The organism is Streptomyces oryzae, from assembly GCF_017676365.1.
Lineage (GTDB): Bacteria > Actinomycetota > Actinomycetes > Streptomycetales > Streptomycetaceae > Streptomyces > Streptomyces oryzae.
In genome coordinates, this window is record NZ_JADKMA010000083.1 from 13111 (window position 1) to 29895 (window position 16785).

17 protein-coding genes are annotated in these 16785 nt (G+C 73.0%); 11 read left to right on the forward strand and 6 right to left on the reverse strand.

The window, feature by feature from the left end; translation table 11 throughout:
* Positions 1-32 precede the first annotated feature (32 nt).
* From ITI46_RS17600 to ITI46_RS35515, 3 genes are all read left to right on the forward strand, one after another.
* The gene (locus ITI46_RS17600) at positions 33-980 is read left to right on the forward strand and encodes a LysR family transcriptional regulator (RefSeq protein WP_209240542.1); all 948 of its coding nucleotides are present in this window, start codon (positions 33-35) and stop codon (positions 978-980) included.
* On the forward strand, positions 977-1879 hold the full coding sequence (locus tag ITI46_RS17605; RefSeq protein WP_209240543.1) for a serine hydrolase: 903 nt from the start codon (positions 977-979) through the stop codon (positions 1877-1879). Before ITI46_RS17600 ends, ITI46_RS17605 begins: the two co-directional genes overlap by 4 nt.
* 193 nt (positions 1880-2072) lie before the next feature.
* Complete coding sequence (locus tag ITI46_RS35515; RefSeq protein WP_280634784.1) at positions 2073-2195, forward strand: hypothetical protein; 123 nt, start codon at positions 2073-2075, stop codon at positions 2193-2195.
* A 31-nt stretch (positions 2196-2226) separates the two neighbouring features.
* On the opposite strand, the gene ITI46_RS17610 is transcribed toward ITI46_RS35515, so the two are convergent.
* Entirely contained in the window at positions 2227-3000 is a 774-nt protein-coding gene (locus ITI46_RS17610; RefSeq protein ID WP_209240544.1) for a hypothetical protein, read from the reverse strand.
* Positions 3000-3557 (reverse strand): SigE family RNA polymerase sigma factor, encoded by a 558-nt coding sequence (locus ITI46_RS17615; RefSeq protein ID WP_307808214.1) that lies wholly within the window; start codon positions 3555-3557, stop codon positions 3000-3002. The genes ITI46_RS17610 and ITI46_RS17615 overlap by 1 nt, the downstream gene beginning before the upstream one ends.
* A 364-nt stretch (positions 3558-3921) precedes the next feature.
* On the opposite strand from ITI46_RS17615, the gene ITI46_RS17620 reads away from it, so the two are divergent.
* The 3 genes from ITI46_RS17620 to ITI46_RS17630 all read left to right on the forward strand — a co-directional run bounded on the left by ITI46_RS17620 (position 3922) and on the right by ITI46_RS17630 (position 5806).
* Positions 3922-4485, forward strand: a complete 564-nt coding sequence (locus ITI46_RS17620) for a TetR/AcrR family transcriptional regulator (protein ID WP_209240545.1) — start codon at positions 3922-3924, stop codon at positions 4483-4485.
* Between the two features lie 102 nt (positions 4486-4587).
* The gene (locus tag ITI46_RS17625; protein ID WP_209240546.1) at positions 4588-5208 is read left to right on the forward strand and encodes an L-threonylcarbamoyladenylate synthase; all 621 of its coding nucleotides are present in this window, start codon (positions 4588-4590) and stop codon (positions 5206-5208) included.
* Positions 5209-5374: 166 nt separating this feature from the next.
* A complete protein-coding gene (locus tag ITI46_RS17630) occupies positions 5375-5806 on the forward strand; it encodes a TIGR03668 family PPOX class F420-dependent oxidoreductase (protein ID WP_209240547.1) in 432 nt (143 codons plus the stop codon).
* A gap of 75 nt (positions 5807-5881) precedes the next feature.
* Here the strand turns inward: ITI46_RS17630 and ITI46_RS17635 are convergent, their stop codons facing one another.
* From ITI46_RS17635 to ITI46_RS17645, 3 genes are all read right to left on the reverse strand, one after another.
* Positions 5882-8539 (reverse strand): SpoIIE family protein phosphatase, encoded by a 2658-nt coding sequence (locus ITI46_RS17635; protein WP_209240548.1) that lies wholly within the window; start codon positions 8537-8539, stop codon positions 5882-5884.
* A gap of 180 nt (positions 8540-8719) precedes the next feature.
* Complete coding sequence (locus ITI46_RS17640; RefSeq protein ID WP_209240549.1) at positions 8720-9433, reverse strand: DUF1990 family protein; 714 nt, start codon at positions 9431-9433, stop codon at positions 8720-8722.
* Entirely contained in the window at positions 9423-9680 is a 258-nt protein-coding gene (locus ITI46_RS17645) for a hypothetical protein (protein ID WP_307808215.1), read from the reverse strand. The genes ITI46_RS17640 and ITI46_RS17645 overlap by 11 nt, the downstream gene beginning before the upstream one ends.
* Positions 9681-9754: 74 nt before the next feature.
* Between ITI46_RS17645 and ITI46_RS17650 the strand changes: the two genes are divergently transcribed.
* A complete protein-coding gene (locus tag ITI46_RS17650) occupies positions 9755-10507 on the forward strand; it encodes a DUF1990 family protein (RefSeq protein WP_209240551.1) in 753 nt (250 codons plus the stop codon).
* An 87-nt stretch (positions 10508-10594) separates the two neighbouring features.
* On the opposite strand, the gene ITI46_RS17655 is transcribed toward ITI46_RS17650, so the two are convergent.
* Entirely contained in the window at positions 10595-11308 is a 714-nt protein-coding gene (locus ITI46_RS17655; protein WP_209240553.1) for a GntR family transcriptional regulator, read from the reverse strand.
* 193 nt (positions 11309-11501) lie between these two features.
* Between ITI46_RS17655 and manD the strand changes: the two genes are divergently transcribed.
* The 4 genes from manD (at position 11502) to ITI46_RS17675 (ending at position 16756) form a co-directional block, all read left to right on the forward strand.
* Positions 11502-12710: a D-mannonate dehydratase ManD gene (gene manD / locus ITI46_RS17660; RefSeq protein WP_307808216.1), complete on the forward strand. Its 1209-nt coding sequence runs from the start codon at positions 11502-11504 to the stop codon at positions 12708-12710.
* Positions 12707-14197, forward strand: a complete 1491-nt coding sequence (locus ITI46_RS17665) for a mannitol dehydrogenase family protein (protein WP_307808217.1) — start codon at positions 12707-12709, stop codon at positions 14195-14197. The genes manD and ITI46_RS17665 overlap by 4 nt, the downstream gene beginning before the upstream one ends.
* A 73-nt stretch (positions 14198-14270) precedes the next feature.
* On the forward strand, positions 14271-15659 hold the full coding sequence (locus ITI46_RS17670; protein WP_209240555.1) for an MFS transporter: 1389 nt from the start codon (positions 14271-14273) through the stop codon (positions 15657-15659).
* Complete coding sequence (locus tag ITI46_RS17675; protein ID WP_247746144.1) at positions 15656-16756, forward strand: L-idonate 5-dehydrogenase; 1101 nt, start codon at positions 15656-15658, stop codon at positions 16754-16756. The genes ITI46_RS17670 and ITI46_RS17675 overlap by 4 nt, the downstream gene beginning before the upstream one ends.
* The last annotated feature ends 29 nt before the right edge of the window (positions 16757-16785 follow it).

The following is a 16785-nucleotide window of genomic DNA, read 5'->3' on the forward strand; positions in this document are numbered from 1 at the left end:
GGGCGGGGCAGGCGGCCCCATAGAGTGGCGACGTGGATCTTGTGGGTGCCTGTTGTGCGTTTGTGCACGTGAGTGAGCGCGGCAGCTTCACGGTCGGTGCGGCAGCCGCGCACATGTCGCAGTCGGTCGCCAGCCGTCGCGTCGCCGCACTGGAGCGGCACCTCGGCGAGCCGCTGTTCGAGCGGAGCGCGCGCCGGGCCCGGCTGACCCCCTTCGGCCGCGAACTGCTCCCCGCAGCCCGGCGGCTGGTGCTCGCCGCCGAGGAGCTGGAGCACGAGGCGGCCACCGCGCGGCGCCGGCCCGTCCGCCTCGCCGTCCCCGACACCTGCCCGGCGCCCGACCTGGCCCGGCTCGCGGCCGCGGCCCGCCACCACGGCATCACCCTGGAACTGCGCACGGCCGCTCCCGCGGTACGCCCCCATCTCGTCCGCTCGCAGCAGGTGCGGGCAGCGCTCGTCGCGGTGCCGCCCGACCAGGCGCGCTGGTGCGTATCGCTCGGGCTGGCCGGCCTGGAACGGCCGCCGGGCCGGCGCCTCTATCTGGAGACGCTGCGCCCCCGGCGTACCGACCAGGGCCCTCCGCGCCGGGTGTGGCTCCAGCCCGAGGACGACGTGCCGCACATCAGGGACCGGATGACCCGGCTGCGCGACACCGTCGGGCTGCGCCCCGCACAGCTGTCCGTCGCCACCAGCCTCACCGAGGCGGCGGCGGAAGTGTTCTCCTCCTCGGACCTGCTGCTGTGCTCCCCTTTGCAGGCACGGGAGTTCGCGCTCCACTGGCGTCCCCTCGGAGAACTGGCCCTGGAGCGGACGTTCGGCCTCCTCGCGGCGGAGGAGGGCGACGCCGAACGCCTCGGCACCCGCCTGGGTGACGCCCTCGCGCACTGCCTGGGCGCGGGCGAGGAAGCGGCAGCCGGGGCCGGAGGGCGACAGGAGCAGGAGAGCGGCGAACCGCTGGAGGAGAAGAAGGAGAGCGCATGACGGGCGAGCACCTGCTGCGCGAACTGCGCCAGGCCCTGCGCGACGGCGGCCTATGCGGCTCGTTCCTCGTACGCGACCTGCGCTCAGGGGACGAGCTCGGCATCGAACCGGATACCGAACTGCCCGCCGCCTCCCTGGTCAAGGTCCCCCTCGCGGTCGCGACGCTCGACCGTATCCGGCGCGGCGAACTGGACGGTGCGCAGCAGCTGGAGGTACAGCCCGGCCGGGTCACCAAGCCGGGCCCCACAGGGCTCACCAGGTTCCGGCACCCGGCGCGCGTCGCCCTGGACGACCTCGTCTATCTGAGCACCTCCCTCAGCGACAACGCCGCGGCCAACGCCCTGTTCGGCCTGACCCCTCCCGGTGACGTGGACGCGGTACTGCGCGAGCTCGGCATCACGGGGATCGCCGTGCGGCACGCGCTCGCCGGACTGGCGGGCACGCCGGACGAGCACCTGCCGCGGGACGCCGCCGACCTGGCGCACTCCCTGGCGATCTCGGCCGGTACCAGCGGTCACGGCCACCGGCTGCCGCAGCTGGATGTGACCCGCGCCAACAGCGGCACCGCGCGGGCCTTCGTGGACCTGCTGCAAGCGCTCTGGACGCCCTCGGCGATCCACCCGGACGTGGCCGCCCGCGTGCGTTCCCTGATGGCCGACAGCGTGCAGCGCCAGCGGCTCGCCCCGGACTTCAGCTCCGACGCGGCCGTCTGGGCGTCCAAGACGGGCACGCTGCTCAACCTCCGCCACGAGGTGGGGGTCGTGGAGCACGCCGATGGCGCGGTCTTCGCCGTCGCGGCCCTCACCGAGTCCCGGATCCCCGCGGCAGCACAGCCCGGCGCCGAGGCCCTGATGGCCCAGGTCGCCCGGGAGCTGCGGGACCACCTCCGCCATGGCTGAACCGGCCGCCGCCACCGAGCCCTGCTATCGAAGCACCGTCGCAGTAGAAGCGTCACCGCCCTCGCCGTGGCAGCCGCCGCGGCCACCGGAGCCTCAAGAGTGACGAGAGCGGAACCGCCGACGCGCCGATCAGGCTGGAGCCGTACGGCAGCGGCGAGGTGAAGGGCGGCGGCTCGAAGCTGCCGGAAGGGGAGTGGCCACCCCGCCCTTCGTCGGCACGGACGCGACGACGGCCACCGGCCCGCGCGGCGCCCTGCCCGAGTCGGAGTTCTTGCGGGTCGATCCCGGCGCCGGGAGCGGTGCACCCATGAAGTGACGGCGGCGCCGAGGCGCCGGGTGCCCCGGCGCTAGCCGATTCCGCCGCCCACCTGGTAGGCGCGGCCGTCGGCGGTGGCCGAGACGGTGTACCTGTCGCCGGCCATGCTGCGGCGTGCGCCGGTGCCGTGGTCGTACTGCCCGGCGAAGACATGCCTGCCGGGCGGTACGGTGCGGCCCTCCTTCAGCTTCCAGCGGTAGACGAGCGCGCCCCCGGCGTGCCGCACCGCGATATCGAAGTCCCGGGACGGGCGGGTGCGCCAGGAGCCGGTGGAGCTCAGCGGCGAGTTCTCCGCGATGCGCAGCTCCACCGTCAGCGCGGTGAGCGGCTTCCCGGTACGGACGGTGACCTCGGTCTGCGACCAGTAGTCGTTGCCGCCCGCTGACAGAGAACCACTGGACCGCAGCGGCCCGTCGCTCGCCGGAAGCGTGCCTGTCCTGTCCGCGGCACCGGTCCCGCCGGACCCCTCGCCGTCTTCGCTCCTGGCGGGACCGGGCGAGGTGCTGCGCACCGTCGGCGCCGGGCCGTCTCCGGCGGTGTGGCCGTCCCCCTGCTGCGCCCACAGCGCGGTCGCGCCGCCGATGGCGAGCACCACCACGAACGCACCGGCCGCCCGCGGCCATGCCCTCACCCGCGGTGCCCGCGTGCGGCGTGTCCGCCGCCGGGCACCGCACTCATCGGTGCCGTGCGCGATCCTCTCGAGCATCCGCGCGCGGTCCGGCTGATGCGCTTCGGCAGCGGCGCGCAGCCGGGCGCCGAGCCGCTGCCCCGCCTCGGACTCCGCCCACTCCTCGCGGACGTTCATCAGGTGTACCGTCCCGTCTTTCTTCCGCGCAGCGCCAGTACGGCCTCCACGCTACGGTCAGCGCCCTGCTCTGCGGGATCCAGCAGCCGCGCTAACTCCGCCATCCCGCGGGACGCCTGGCTCTTGACCGTGCCGGTCGAGATCCCCAGGATGCGGGCCGCGTCCCGCTCCGAGACGTCGAAGGCGTGCCGGAGAACCACACAGGCGCGTCTGCGGAAGGGCAACCGCGCCAGCGCCTCGCGGACATCCAGGACAGCGGGTACGTCCGGGCCCTCCGCGGGCTCCTGGTGCCGCTGCCAGAACAGCGCGATCCGGCGCCGCTCGCGGCTGCGGCTGCGGATATGGCTGCGCGCGAGGTTGGTGACCACTCCGCGGGCGTACGCGGCGGGACGGTCGGCCGTACGGACCCGGTCCCAGCGGTGCCACAGCGCGACGAAGGCGTCCGCGGTCAGATCGTCCGCCTCCTCCGCGTCACCGAGCAAGAGGTAGGCCAGCCGGGCGAGTTCGGTGTGGTGCCGCTCGAAGAAGACGTGGAACTCACCCGTCGGGGAAGGCACGGAGCCCCTCCTGTTCGATATCCCGGTCAGCAGCCGCCATTCCGCACATCCCCCGTGCGGCGGCGAGGCTACCAGGGACTCGGGGGCTCGGGGCCCTGTTGCGGCCGGCGGCGGCTGCGCCGTCGGCGGTCAGCTCGGGCGCACGGCGAAGATCTCTCGGGGTTCGCGCTCGCGCGCATCGAACGCGGTGACCGGCCGTGCGGTCCACGGACTCCTCGAAGTGCTCGGGAAGCGGGTAGTGCAAGGCGATGATCCGGCGGGCGTCTCACGGCCTCCGCATCAGTCATACGATGCCGTACAAGCAGAGGCCAACCCCTTTGTACGGGGGACGTATATGTGATGCACAGGCGAGGTGGGACGCATCGTGGGCGCTGTACGCACGCCGCGGGACAGGTGGATCGAGGAAGGGCTGCGCGCGCTCGCGGAAGGGGGCGGTCCGGACGCCGTCCGCGTCGAGGCGCTGGCCAAGCAACTCGGCGTCACCAAAGGCGGGTTCTACGGCTACTTCGCCGACCGGGACGCGCTGCTGGAGGCGATGCTGGACACCTGGGAGCGGGAGAGCATCGACGAGGTCATCGACCGCATCGAGCGGGAGGGCGGCGACCCGAAGACGAAGATCCAGCGCGCCGGCATGCTCACCTTCTCCAACGACCGCCTGCTCCCCATCGACCTCGCGATCCGCGACTGGGCCCGCCGCGACGCCGCAGTCGCCGAGCGACTGCGGCGGGTGGACAACCGGCGCATGGCCCTGCTGCGCGAGATGATCGGTACCTTCTGCGCCGACCCGCGCGAGGTCGAGGCCCGCAGCATGCTCGCCTTCTGCGTGGCGATCGGTGAGCACTTCATCGCCGCCGACTACCAGGGCCTCACCCGCGCCGAGGTGCGGGCCCGCGCCGCCGATCTGGTGCTCGACCGGGACAGCGGCTAGGCCGCAGGACCCGGTTCGGGGTGCCCCTGTCCGTTGCATGCGGAGTGCGGGTGAGCTGTGGCTGGTGGGGGCACGCCGCCGCGCGGGGTTTAGGCTCGGCGGATGGCGAAGTACTTCGACGTGCACCCAGAGAACCCGCAGCGGCGCACCATCGGCACCGTGGTCGACAGCATCCGGGCAGACGCACTCATCGCGTATCCGACGGACTCCTGTTTCGCGCTGGGGTGCCGGCTGGGCAGTCGTGACGGGATGTCCCGTATCCGGTCCATCCGCGACCTCGACGAGCGGCACCACTTCACGCTCGTGTGCCAGAACTTCGCACAGCTCGGCCAGTTCGTGCACGTCGACAACGACGTGTTCCGCGCCATCAAGGCGGCAACGCCCGGCCGCTACACCTTCATCCTCCCCGCGACGAAGGAGGTGCCCCGCAAGCTGATGCACCCGAAGAAGAAGACGGTCGGCGTGCGCATTCCCGACCACGTGGTCGCTCAGGCGCTGCTGGCCGAGCTCGGTGAGCCACTGCTGTCCAGCACTCTTCTCCTGCCGGACGAGGAGGAACCGATGACCCAGGGCTGGGAGATCAAGGAACGGCTCGACCACGTCGTGGACGCCGTGGTCGACTCGGGCGACTGCGGTACCGAGCCGACCACCGTCGTGGACTTCTCCGGTGGCGAGGCCGAGATCGTACGGACGGGCGCCGGCGACCCCGCGCGGTTCGCATAGCGCGGGGGCCCGGCAGCGGACGCCGCTCGCCGGGCGCCCCAGTGGCCCGTACACCGTCCGGCCGCACGGGATGTTGACCCCGGCGGGAGCGGGGTACCTCCTCGGGGCTGCGAAACGGCTCCGGAATCGTCCGGAGCGGCCGACCCCGAACCGGACCGGAGCACCGATGCCCAAGATGACGGGGAGACAGGCGCGGGAGCGCTTCGCCGGCGCCCGGATCGCCCGCCTCGCGACCGCCGACGCCGCAGGCCGCCCGCACCTGGTCCCGGTGGTCTTCGCCGTGACCGGTGACACCGTGGCGTTCGCCGTCGACCACAAGCCCAAGCAGTCGCAACGGCTGAAACGCCTCGCCAACATCGAGGCCAACCCGCTGGTCAGCCTCCTGGTCGACAACTACGACGAGAACTGGGACCTGCTGTGGTGGACACGGGCCGACGGCACGGCCGCCGTACTGCCGACCGCCACCCAATCGCCCGCCTCCGCGCGGTACGTACGCCTGCTGAGAGAGAAGTACCAGCAGCAGTACGGCACCCGCCCACCCGCAGGCCCGGTCGTGGAGATCGCAGTCACCCGCTGGTCCGGCTGGCGAGCCGCCTGAGGGCAAGGGCGTGCCTCTGCCGGCCGGTTGCCGGGCAAGCCCTGGAGGCCGGCCGCGCGCCATCTGCGGCATCCCTCAGTAAGGCGGTGTGGGGCGGGCGGCGAGGACGGCGATGTCGTCCGCGCTGTCGGCGCCGAGGCCGATGAGGAGTTCGTCGCAGAAGACGTCGAGTGGTTCGCGTGCCAGCGCTGCCGTGTGCCGCCGGAGTTCGGCCAGGGCGTTGTCGAGGGATTCGCCGCGGCGCTCGATGAGGCCGTCGGTGTAGAGCAGCACCGTCGAGTGGGCGGGGAGCGGATCCACGGCCGTGGGGCGGCGCTGGTCGGGGTCCATGCCCAGGAGCAGGCCCGCGCCGTTCTCCAGATAGTGGGTCGCGCCCTCCGCTGTGGTCACCAGCGGCGGCAGATGCCCGGCGGAGGAGTGCTTCAGCTCCCAAGGGCCTTGCTCGGGGCCGGTGATCAGAGCGTAGACGCAGGTCGCTGTGGCCTCCCGGTAGAGGCTGTGGTTGGCCAGGTCGAGCCGGCGCAGCACGGCTTCGGGCGGCTCCTGGCGGTCGACGGCGATCCCGCGGAGCATGCTCCGCAGCTGGCTCATGGTGACGGCCGCTTCGAGGTCGTGCCCGGCGACGTCGCCGATGACCAGCGCCGTCTCGCCGTTGGGGAGGACGAAACAGTCGTACCAGTCCCCGCCGACCTGTGCGGTGGTGGAGGAGGGGGCGTAGCGAGCGGCCAGCTGCAGGTACCCGATCTCCGGCAGTACGGGAAGCAGGGAGTGCTGGAGCCGTTCCGCGATGTCCCGTGTCTCCTGGTAGAGCCGGATGTTGTCCACGCCGAGCGCCAGGTTGCGGACCAGGTCGTCGACCAGGGAGAGATCTTCCTCGGCGAATGGCCTGCTGCCCTGGCCGCGGGCCACGGTCAGCGCGCCCAGGATCTCCCGCCGGGCCCGCAGCGGGGCGACGACGGCGCTGTTCCCGCCCAACTGCTCGAACAGCTCCAGATGGCGGGCGTCCAGCGGGCTCTGCGCCTGGTTCGCCGCCGGGATCTCGGTGAACAGCAGCGGGCCCGCACCCCGCAGCACCCGGGCCAGCGGGCCGCGCGCCGCCTCCGACACCGGCGGCAGCCGGCCCTCGCGCACCTCGGGGGTCAGCAGCCGGGGGTCACGGTGGGCGACACAGGCCCGGTCGACCCGGCCGCGTTCGTCCAGCAGGTCGAGCACGCACCAGTCGGCCAGCCGCTCGGTGAGGACCCGGCACACCTGCCGCAGCCCCTCGATCAGATCCGGGGTGGTGCTCAGCGCCCTCCTGGTATCGGCCAGCAGCGACAGCCGTTCCAGCGCCGAGACGGCCGCCTGGTCGCCGCTCGGCCTGCGCACGGGCTCCGGGACGGGCTCGGGCGTGGCCGGCCCGTAGCGGTCCCTCGCCTCCGGGGCCGATACGGGCCTGTCGGCCTTACGGGGAGCGCGGTCCGCGGGTCCGGCCGCCCGCGGAATGAGCTGGGCGACGAACACGGTGCGTCCGTCGCGCGTCTCCTGCGTCTGGATGAGCAGGCGTACCGGGACCAGCCTGCCCTCGCGGTGCAGCGCCGGCAGCGGTACGGAGCGGCCCAGGATCCGCGGCTCGCCGGTCAGCAGCAGGGAGGTGAACGCCGCGACGTGGCGGTTTTTCAGGTGCTCGGGAATGAGCACGGTCAGCCGCTGTCCGAGCAGTTCCTCCACCTGCCAGCCCAGCATGTCAGCCGCCGGCTCGTTCGCCGCGATGATGCGGTCGTCCTCGTCTGCGGCGAGGGTCGGGACCCTGCTGTCCCGCACCTGGCCCGGGTCCCAGGGCGCCAGCTCGGAGGGGCTGGCACCCGGCTCGCGGGGGACCACCGTCCACGCGGTGGGCTTCCCGCCGGCGAGCTGGCTGGTGATCTGGTCGAACAGCCAGTGGTGGAAGATGCGGTTCTGCGGGAGGGACGGCCGGGTGAGCAGATACTCGTCCCGGGCCGCTTTCTCGGCCAGGTCGAGCACCCTGCGCAAGGTGAACAGCGCCGGGGTGGCGTCCGCCGGGACCGACACCCGCAGGGAGCGGACATCGGCTTCCGAAGGCTGCCCGTCCCGAGCCGCCCGCACACAAGCGCTGAGCACATTGCTCATGTCGTGGGCAGTGACGAGATCTTGTGGCTTCACCCCGAACCGGTCCCCGTCCGGCGCGGCAAGCAGCAACTCCCGCAGCAGCGCGTGCCTGCGGAACCGGGAAGCGGTGTAGAGCGCGTCCGGCAGATCGACCAGTGTCACCGTGTCGTGGGGGCCGAACGGTGGCGCGGCGGCCTGCCAGCCGGAGGGCGCCGGTGCCGCACCGGCGGTTCCCAGCTCGAACCACACGGTCTTGCGGTCGCCGCCGGTTCCGCCGTCGGTTTCGACCCCGTACCGCGACGCGAGGCCCTCGACCAGGACGAGCCCCAGCCCCGTACTGGCGTCGGCGCGGTGCCTCCGGCGCACCACGCTGCGGGACGGCAGGCGATCGACGACCCGCGCACGGACACCCCCGTCCACGGCCGAGACGGACACCTCGATTTCGGTACGGGCATGCAGCACCGCGTTGGTCACCAGCTCACTGAGCAGCAGCTCGGCGGTGTCCACCAGCTCGGGCTCCGCACCGTCCAGCGCGGACCGTACGAAGCGCCGTGCCGCCGCCGCGCTCTCCGGCCGTGGGGGAAAGCTCCGCGACGGTGCTCCCGGCGAGCTGAGGTTTCCCATGCCACCAGTCTGCTCCAGCGGTCGACCGCCAGGCCCCGCCCGCGGCGTGTGTGCTGGCCAGGGGGCCGCGTCCGGCCCGCCGATGGAGTGATGCGCCCAGACGGGGCGCGGGGAGCTGCTCCCCCACGCTCTTCGAGCAGGGGTACCCCACCAGCACAGCACACCCGGGAGAAGCCGTGCCTACCCCCCAGCAAGCCGAGTGGGAGCCAGGGCGACGTTGTCGTAGCCGGGGAGTGTGGCGACGGCGGGTGGCGGGGCGCCGGTGAGCTCCGCGTGCAGCAGACGGCGCAGCCGCCCGGCGCTCGCCCGGTAGAAGCGGTGCTGGGTCGGGCGCCCGAACAGCGCGAAGCCGGCCCGGACGACGAGGTTCGACATCGGTGCCCGCCGCGAGTAACCGGTGATCCGGAACTCCACGGCGCCGGTCCGCAGCCGTTTGACGACCTTGTACGTCAGCTCCCCCTGCTCCAGGTGGCCCTGGAGGGTCCGGTACGCCCATCCCCAGACCCGGGACTCGGCGTCGCCGCTGCCGTGCGTCCCGTCGATGACGGACGTCACCCGTACCCCCATGTCGAAGCGGAGCCCGGCGAACCGGCCCTCCAGGAGCATGTCCCGGCCCAGCAGCGCGGTGTCGGTGCGGTAGAGCGCCCGCAGGATCGACGGCTCCGCGAACTGGTAGTCGCGCACCAGGCGGCAGGCGATCTCCCACGGCCCGCCCCGCACGGGGTCGCCGGCCGGTTCGCGGGCGAGCGGCCGGCAGAGCGAGTCGATGTGCCAGCGGGAGTCCCAGGTCGGCAGCCGGCCCCCGGTCGGCGGACCGTAGTTGACCTTGCGGTCGGCCAGCGCGTGCAGTGCGGCGACGGCCGGTGCACGGTACAGGCGTCCCTCACGGACCATGCGTACTGCCCGGCTGCGGGCGCGCGGCGGACTGGTCGAGCTCCCCGAGGGACTGGCCCATCAGCCACAGCATGGGCGCCCACAGCCCGACGAACAGGGCGCGGCGCTCGGCGTTGCCGCGCTCGTCCTGGTCGTAGCCGGCGGCGCGCATCCAGAAGACGACGCAGAGCCCGACCGAGCCCATCGACGCCAGTTTCAGATGCGTCCCGCGCAGCCCGGACCGGTACATCAGCTTTTCGAGGAGCACGCCGACCTCCTGGGCTGGGTGTGCGGGCCGCAGCGACACGCGTCTTTGGTCGGTTTCATGGTGTCATAGGCGTTATGTCCCTACACCCTGCCAAGCCCTCACCAGGGCGGCGGATCGGCACGCTCCTGCGCTTCCCGGTGGGCGTACTGCTGGTGTCCTGGCAGTACATGTGGCGAGTGACCGCGCTGCACCGCAGCGAGACGGCGGGCGGCCCCGGCGATCTGCCGCCCGCGCTGCCCGCCGGGCTCGTCGACGAGCTCACCCAGCGCCTCGCCGACGGGGCGGGCCCGATGTTCCGCCGCCGGTTCACCGTCCGGATCCGGGGTGCGCGGATGAGCCCCGAGGCACTGATCGACGCCGTGGCGGCGGATCCGAACCGGCCGGCCCCCTCGACGGTTGCGGTCTTCCACAAAACGGGCGGCGGGGGCGGGCCCGCGCGGGTCGGCGACGAGTACCGGGTGCAGATGCCCGGCCCCTGGGACGGGCCCGTCCGGGTACTCCACCGCGATCCGGTCACCATCCGGCTGGGCACGCTGCGCGGGCATCTGGAGGCAGGACAGATCCAGTTCACGGCTTGGGAGGACCAGGACGAGGACGATGGCGAGGGCGGGCTACGGTTCAGGGTCGAGGCGTGGTCACGCGCGGGTGACCGGTGGGCCGACCTGATCTACAGCCGGCTGAGGGTGGCCAAGGAGATCCAGTTCAACATGTGGGTCCACTTCGTCCTCGGCGCCGCCGCCCTCGCCGGCGGCCGTCCGCACGGGGGCGTCACCATCGAGACGCGCAGCATCCCGCCGGAGGACTGCGAGGCGGCGCAGCACTGCTAGGGCTCGCTCCGGTGCCCCGTCAGGGGCGCGGGGAACGGCTGCACCAAGCCCTTCGAGCAGGGGGCGCACCCACGCGGGCGCCGGGCTTCACTCCCACACCGCGACGCTGCGCCGTACCGGGACGGCCGTGGAGTCGGTGGCGAACAGCTGGGGGGAGTGGGCGCGGATGCGCTCGATATCGCTGAAGACCGCGCGCAGGTGGGTGCGCATGGCCCCGCGGGCGCGCTCCGTGTCGCCACTGAGCACCGCTTCGAAGATCTCGGCGTGCTGGGCTGCGAACTCGGCCGAGGAGGCGTGCTCGTAGAGGCCGAGCCGGCGGGCCCGGTCCAGATGGCCCTTGGCGGCGGCGACCGTGGTCCACGCGTTGGCGTGGCCGCTCAGCCGCAGCAGCCCCTGGTGGAACGCCTCGTCCAGGGCGAAGAACTCCTCCAGCTCCAGCCCGGGGCCGCGCTGGTGCTCCAGGTTCTCCCGCAGTTCGGTGACGACGCCGGCGTCCAGCTCGTCGGGCAGGTCGTCCAAGGCGGCCAGTTCGACCGCCTCGCGCAGGAACTGGGCGTCGGCGACCTGCGCCGGGTCCACCCGGGAGACGAAGGAGCCGATCTTGGGGAAGATCTGCACCAGCCCGTCCTGGGCCAGCATGATCAGGCTCTCCCTGACCGGAGTGCGGCTCACCCCGAGGGTGGCGGCCAGCTCGTTCTCGGAGATGGCGGCGCCCGGTGCGAGTTCCAGGGTCAGCACCATCCGGCGGAGCTGGTGGTAGAGGGCGCGTCGGCTGGTCGGCCGCCGCTTGGAGTCAGCCATGCGGCCCATCGTATCGGGACGGCGGATCGCCGGGCCCTGCGGAGAAGTCACAGGTGATTCGGTACTCACCCCTTGTCCCGGCTGCAGGACAAGTGCTTGTATACAAGTGCTGCCCGACCAGGGCTGCCGGGGCGCCGGATCGCCGTACCGGACCGTCCGGCCGTACCCGACCGTTCGAAGGAGAAGGGACGCCGTGAGCAAGATCGAGCACGCCGAGGTGTTCGTCGCTTCCCCGGGGCGCACGTTCGTCACCCTGCGCATCACCACCACCGACGGGGTCACCGGCCTCGGCGACGCCACCCTCAACGGGCGGGAGCTGGCTGTTGCCGCCTATCTGCGCGACCACGTCGTCCCCCTGCTGATCGGCAAGGACCCGGCCCGGATCGAGGACGTCTGGCAGTACCTGTACAAGGGCGCCTACTGGCGGCGCGGCCCGGTCACCATGACCGCCGTCGCAGCCGTGGACACCGCCCTGTGGGACATCAAGGGCAAGACCGCAGGGCTGCCCGTCTACCAGCTGCTCGGTGGCCGCTCCCGCGACGGCGTCCTGGTCTACTCGCACGCCAGCGGCGCCGATGTGCCCGCCCTGCTCGACGACGTCGAACGCTTCCTGGAGCTGGGCTACAAGGCGGTCAGGGCCCAGGCCGCCGTCCCGGACGTCGGCGGCACCTACGGGGTGCGCAAGGGCAGGCTGTACGAGCCCGCCGCCACCGCGCTGCCGGACGAACAGCCCTGGGACACCGAGGCGTATCTGCGCTTCGCCCCCACCTATCTGGAGGCGGTACGCGAGCGCTTCGGATTCGGCTTCCACCTCCTGCACGACATCCACCACCGGCTCACGCCCATGGAGGCCGCCCGCTTCGGCAAGCGCGTCGAGGACGTCGGGCTGCTGTGGATGGAGGACCCGACCCCGGCCGAGAACCAGGAGGCGTTCCGCCTCATCCGGCAGCACACCACCACACCGGTCGCGGTCGGCGAAGCACTCACCTCGGTCTGGGACGTCCAGCAGCTGATCACCGAGCAGCTCATCGACTACGTACGCACCACCGTCGTGCACGCCGGGGGCATCACCCACCTGCGGCGGATCTTTGATCTGGCCGCGCTCTACCAGGTGCGCACCGGATCGCACGGCGCCACCGACCTGTCCCCGGTCAGCCTCAGTGCCAACGTCCATCTCGACCTGGCGATCCCCAACTTCGGCATCCAGGAGTACATGGGCCACCCCGAGGAGGCCGCCGACGTCTTCCTGGGCGGCGCCACCTTCTCCGACGGCATGCTGCACCCGCCCGAGGAGCCGGGCCTCGGCGTGGAGTACGACGAGCGGGCCGCCGCCCGCTTCCCGTACGAGCCCCGCTATCTGCCCGTCGCGCGCCGCCTCGACGGATCGGTGCACGACTGGTGACCGCCGCCGACCCGTCCGCCGAACTGCCGCGCCTCGACCGGACCGAGCTGCGCCGCCTCCCGCCGGAGTGCCGCCCGGCGCTCGACCCCGGCGCACTGCGCACCCGCGTCGTCCACTTCGGGCTCGGCGCCTTCCACCGGGCACACCAGGCCCTCTGGACCGAACAGGCCGCCGCCCGCTCCGGCGAACCCTGGGGCATCACAGCGGTGGCGCCCCGCTCGGCCGGTACCGCCCGGGCGCTGCGCGAGCAGGACCTCCTCTACTCGCTCACCGAGCGCCGCCCCGAGGGCGGCGCCACCCGCGTCGTCGCCGCGCTCACCGGCGCCCTGGTGCTGACGGAGGACGCCGCGCGCGTCGCCGCGCTGCTCGCCGACCCCGAGGTCACGGTCGTCACCCTCACCGTGACCGAGAAGGGGTACCACCGCCTCGCCGGGCGCACGCCATGCGACGGCGCCGTCCTGGACCGGAAGGACCCGGCCGTCGCCGCCGATCTGGAACGGACCGCGGCGGGACCCGGTGCGGCGCCGCCGGCCACTGTCATCGGACGGCTCGCCTCCGGACTGGCAGCGCGGATGCGAGCCGGTGCCGCGCCGGTGACCGTCGTCTCCTGCGACAACATGGCCGACAACGGGGCCGTCCTCGGCGCCGCCGTCCGCGAGTTCGTCGCCGCGAGCGGCTGGCCCGACCGGGAGACGGTGCTCGACCGGATGGCGACCGCGGTCGCCTTTCCCGGCACCGTCGTCGACCGGATCGTCCCCGCCACCGCCGAATCGGACCTGGCCCGCGCCGCCGCCGTGCTCGGTGTACGGGACACGGCGGCGGTGACCGGCGAACCGTACCGGAGCTGGGTGCTGGAGGACATCTTCGCCGCCCCCCGGCCGCCGTGGGAGCTGGACGGCGCGCTGCTGGTGCCCGACACCACGCCGTACCAGCTGACCAAGCTGCGGCTGCTCAACGGCTCCCACTCGGCCCTCGCCTACCTCGGACTGGCCGCCGGACGGGACACCGTCGCCGGCGCGCTGGACACCGACTGGGGCGCCCCGCTCGTGCGGGGCCTGTGCGCCGAACTGGCCCCCACGCTGCCGCCCGGCGGGCCCGACCCTGCGGACTACGCGGCCGAACTCGTCACCCGCTTCCGCAACCCCGCAATGCAGCACCGGCTCCGGCAGATCGCCGCCGACGGCTCCCTCAAGCTGCCCGAACGCTGGCTGCCCGCGCTTCGCACCTTGCGCGCCGCCGGTACCCCCACCCCCCTGCTCGAACTCGCCCTCGCGGGCTGGGTGCACACCACCCACCCCGACCGGCAGGCCGCCGACCCCGCGGCCGAAACCCTCGCCGGCTGCTGGAGCACCCACCCGGAGCCCACCGGCACCGTCCGCGCCCTGCTCACCGCGCTCGGCGCCGCCGACCTCGCTGACGACACCGCGCTCACCGGCGCCATCGCCGCCCGGCTGCCCGCGCTACGGGCAGGCCGCATCGAGGTCTGACACCCGTACCCCCGGACTTCCGCTCTCCCACGTCCCCGTGCTTCCCCGAGCACTCACGAACAATGGAGTTCCGATGACGCAAAGCGCCACCACCGAGCCGGCCGGTGCCGGTCGTGTGCAGCGCACGACCCGCGACCTGACCAGAGCCGCCGTCTCCGGATGGCTGGGCACGGCCATGGAGTTCATGGACTTCCAGCTCTACTCGCTGGCTGCCGCGATCGTCTTCAACAAGGTCTTCTTCCCCGGCGCCGGCCCGGCGCTCGGCCTGCTCGCCGCCATGGCCACCTACGGCGTCGGCTACGTCGCCCGCCTGGTCGGCGCCGTCTACTTCGGCCGGATGGGCGACCGCGTAGGGCGCAAGAGGGTCCTCGTCGTCACCATCCTGATGATGGGCGCTTCCACCACCCTCATCGGGGTGCTGCCCACCTACAGCCAGATCGGCCTGGCGGCCCCCACGCTGCTGGTGGCGCTGCGGCTGGCGCAGGGCTTCGGTGCCGGAGCCGAGATCGCCGGTGCCACGGTGATGCTCGCCGAGTACGCCCCGGTCCGCCGCCGCGGTCTGGTCGCCTCTCTGGCCTCGCTCGGCACCAACACCGGCACCCTGGCCGCCTCCGGACTGTGGGCCCTCCTGCTCGCCGTACTCTCCGAGGACCAGCTGCTCTCCTGGGGCTGGAGGCTGCCGTTCCTGCTGAGCTTCCTGCCGCTGCTGTTCGGCCTCTGGCTGCGCCGCAGTCTCAAGGAGAGCCCCGTCTTCGAGGAGCGCCCCGACGTGGTGGACGGGGTGGCCGTCAAGGCCGGCGAACTGCGCACCGCCGTGGACGAGGAGACCGCAGGTGCGCTGGAGGCGGGGCTGCGGCAGCGCAAGGGCCGGGCCTTCTTCCTCACCCTCGGCCTGCGCTTCGGGCAGGCCGGCAACTCCGGCCTCGTACAGACCTTCCTGGTCGGCTACATCGCCGGCACCCTGGCCATCGACCGCTCCGTGCCCACCGACGCCATCCTCTACGGCTCGCTGATCGGTTTCGGCACCGTGCCGCTGGTCGGCATGGCCGGTGACCGCTGGGGCCGTCGGCCCCTCTATCTCGCGCTGTCGGGGCTGACCATGGTGCTGGCGTTCCCGCTCATGCTGATGATCGCGCACGGCAGCACCGTCGCGCTGACGATCGGCATGATCCTGGCGCTCAACATCGGCGTCCTGGGCCTGTTCTCGCTGGAGAGCGTCACCATGGCCGAACTCTTCGGCTCCCGCACCCGGTTCACACAGCTGGCCGTGGCCAAGGAGATAGGCGGCGTACTGGCCACCGCGATCGGCCCGGTGCTCGCCGCGGCACTGACCGCCGCGACCGGAAGCTGGTGGCCCATCGCCGCCATGCTCGTCGTCTACTCCCTCATCACCCTGCTCTCCGCGCTGTTCGCGCCCGAGACCCGCGGCCGGGACCTGGTCCGTGTGGAGGACGCCGTATGACGGACACCGACCGGACCGACCGGACCGACCGGACCGACCGGGCCGACCGGATGAAGGCAGTCGTGGTGCACGGAGCCGGCGATGTACGCGTGGAGGAGCGGCCCGTACCGGCACCGGGCCCGGGCGAGGTGCTGCTGGCCCTCGAATGGGGCGGCATCTGCGGCTCCGACATCGGCTACTGGAGACACGGCGCCACCGGCACCGCGACGCTCCGCCACCCCATGATCCTGGGCCACGAGGTGGCGGGCCGGGTCGCCGCCGTGGGACCCGGCGTCACCGGCGTCGCCGAAAACACCCCCGCCACGGTGCATCCGGCCGCACCGGTTGGCGACACCACCCTTCCCGAACGGCTCGCCGGACGCACCAACCTGCTGCCGCGGGTACGGTACTTCGGCTCCGCCGCCTTCGACCCGCACACCGACGGCGGCTTCTGCGAATACCGCACGGTGCCCGCCGGCCGGCTGCGCCCACTGCCCGACGGGCTGTCCACCGAACTCGGTGCCCTCGCGGAACCGCTGGCCGTCGCCCTGCACGCCGTCAGCAGGGCGCCCGCTGTGCGCGGCCGCTCCGTCCTGGTCAACGGCGCGGGACCGATCGGCTCGCTGCTGGTGGGCGCACTCCGTCATGCGGGCGCTGCCCGGGTGACCGCGGCGGATGTCGCGCCGGGCGCGCTGAAGGTGGCCCGCGCGATGGGCGCCGACGAGACCTGCGACCTGGCGAGCGGCCAGGAACTCCCCGCCGACATGGAGGTGGTCTTCGAGGCGTCCGGCGCCCCGGGCGCGCTCGGCCCGGTGCTGCGGGCCACCGCGCGCGGCGGCCGGCTGATCCAGGTCGGCAATCTGCCCGGTACGCCCGCCCCCGCCGCACTCGGCGATCTGGTGACGCGTGAGATCACCTGGAGCGGGTCGTACCGCTTCGTCGAGGAGATCGACGACGCGCTGCGCGCCATGCGGGACGGACTCGATGTCACCCCGGTCATCAGCCACCGCTTCGACCTGGGCGAGGCGGCCCGTGCGCTGGCCGTCGCGGCCGATCCGGCGGCCGGCTGCGGCAAGGTGATGCTGCGGCTGGGAGGACCCGCGGAGGGCGGCGGCTGAGGAGCGGTCGGGAAGCGGCGGGCGGGGGC

Excerpts from the sequence above, each read along its gene's own strand:
- ITI46_RS17605 (WP_209240543.1), top strand. The coding sequence starts at position 977 with ATGACGGGCGAGCACCTGCTGCGCGAACTGCGCCAGGCCCTGCGCGAC.
- ITI46_RS17610 (WP_209240544.1), bottom strand. The coding sequence starts at position 3,000 with ATGAACGTCCGCGAGGAGTGGGCGGAGTCCGAGGCGGGGCAGCGGCTC.
- ITI46_RS17625 (WP_209240546.1), top strand. The coding sequence starts at position 4,588 with ATGGCGAAGTACTTCGACGTGCACCCAGAGAACCCGCAGCGGCGCACC.
- ITI46_RS17630 (WP_209240547.1), top strand. The coding sequence starts at position 5,375 with ATGCCCAAGATGACGGGGAGACAGGCGCGGGAGCGCTTCGCCGGCGCC.
- ITI46_RS17635 (WP_209240548.1), bottom strand. The coding sequence starts at position 8,539 with ATGGGAAACCTCAGCTCGCCGGGAGCACCGTCGCGGAGCTTTCCCCCA.
- ITI46_RS17640 (WP_209240549.1), bottom strand. The coding sequence starts at position 9,433 with ATGGTCCGTGAGGGACGCCTGTACCGTGCACCGGCCGTCGCCGCACTG.
- ITI46_RS17650 (WP_209240551.1), top strand. The coding sequence starts at position 9,755 with ATGTCCCTACACCCTGCCAAGCCCTCACCAGGGCGGCGGATCGGCACG.
- ITI46_RS17655 (WP_209240553.1), bottom strand. The coding sequence starts at position 11,308 with ATGGCTGACTCCAAGCGGCGGCCGACCAGCCGACGCGCCCTCTACCAC.
- ITI46_RS17670 (WP_209240555.1), top strand. The coding sequence starts at position 14,271 with ATGACGCAAAGCGCCACCACCGAGCCGGCCGGTGCCGGTCGTGTGCAG.
- ITI46_RS17675 (WP_247746144.1), top strand. The coding sequence starts at position 15,656 with ATGACGGACACCGACCGGACCGACCGGACCGACCGGACCGACCGGGCC.